The 1,284-nt window shown below is 67.0% G+C and carries 2 protein-coding genes; both read right to left on the bottom strand.

Features of this window, described 5'->3' with window-relative positions; all coding sequences use genetic code 11:
- Window positions 1–100: 100 nt before the first annotated feature.
- Window positions 101–586, bottom strand: a complete 486-nt coding sequence (gene rpsI, locus Q7F20_RS18590; protein ID WP_305741536.1) for a 30S ribosomal protein S9 — start codon at window positions 584–586, stop codon at window positions 101–103.
- A 38-nt stretch (window positions 587–624) separates the two neighbouring features.
- Window positions 625–1,071, bottom strand: coding sequence for a 50S ribosomal protein L13 (gene rplM / locus Q7F20_RS18585; protein ID WP_305741535.1), 447 nt, complete (start codon window positions 1,069–1,071; stop codon window positions 625–627).
- Window positions 1,072–1,284 lie beyond the last annotated feature (213 nt).

Genomic DNA, 1,284 nt, shown 5'->3' with positions numbered 1-1,284 from the left:
AAGACCCAGTGCGAGCGCGGCCGTCAGCTCGCCGTTGGCGAGACCACGAACCCCGTCGGTACCGAACAGACGCGGCATTGCGATCTTCAGCCGGTGACGACTAGCGCTTCGAGAACTGCGAAGCCTTGCGGGCCTTCTTGAGACCGGCCTTCTTGCGCTCGATGACGCGGGCGTCGCGGGTGAGGAAGCCGGCCTTCTTGAGGGCGGCGCGGTTGTTCTCGCGGTCGATCTCGTTCAGCGAACGGGCGATGGCGAGACGGAGCGCACCGGCCTGACCCGAGGGGCCACCACCGGTGATGCGGGCGGTGACGTCGTAGGCGCCGAGGAGCTCGAGCACCTTGAACGGGTCGTTGATGAGCTGCTGGTGCAGCTTGTTCGGGAAGTAGTCCTCGAGCGAGCGGCCGTTCACCGTGAACGAGCCAGAGCCCGGGACGAGGCGGACACGCGCGATGGCCTCCTTGCGGCGCCCGACGGCACCGCCCGAGACGTTGAGGATCTGACGGGGAGCGGCCTCGGAAGCGGCGGGTGCGCTCTCCGTGGTGAAGCTCTCCGGGGTCTGGTCGAGGGAGTCAGCGATCTGAGCCATGAGTTTTCTCTAGTCCTTGGAAGTCGTCGTGGCCGGAACTACTGTGCGACCTGGTCGAAGGTGTACGGCGTGGGCTGCTGCGCGGCGTGGGGGTGCTCGGCGCCCGCGTAGACCTTGAGCTTCTTGAGCTGCTCGCGACCGAGGGTGTTCTTCGGCAGCATGCCGCGGATCGCCTTCTCGACGGCGCGGGTCGGGTGCTTCTCGAGCATCTCCGGGTAGGAGGTCGCCGTGAGGCCGCCCGGGTAGCCCGAGTGACGGTAGTAGACCTTCTTCGCGAGCTTGGAGCCGGTGAGGGCGACCTTGTCCGCGTTGATGATGATGACGTAGTCACCCATGTCCATGTGCTGGGCGAAGGTGGCCTTGTGCTTGCCGCGCAGGAGCGCAGCCGCGTGGGTGGCGAGACGGCCGAGGACGACGTCGGTCGCGTCGATGACGATCCAGTCGTGCTGGACGTCTGCCGGCTTCGGTGAGAACGTGCGAGTCACAGGAGTGCTGCTTTCGTGTCGAGGTGAGGAGTCCGTGAATCCCGCTCCGGTGGGTGTTCACGCGGGAGAACCTGGGTGAACGGCCCGGTGGAGGGCTCATCTGACTGTCCGGCGCACGGAGCGCGCAGACCAAGGTGAGAGCTTACCCGACGCGATTCGCGTTGTCGAACGCGCGAGGCGACGGACGGGAGGCGCGGTGCCAGCCGGCACCGC

This window comes from Curtobacterium sp. A7_M15 (assembly GCF_030705415.1).
GTDB lineage: Bacteria > Actinomycetota > Actinomycetes > Actinomycetales > Microbacteriaceae > Curtobacterium.
This window is presented reverse-complemented; position numbering and strand designations above follow the sequence as displayed.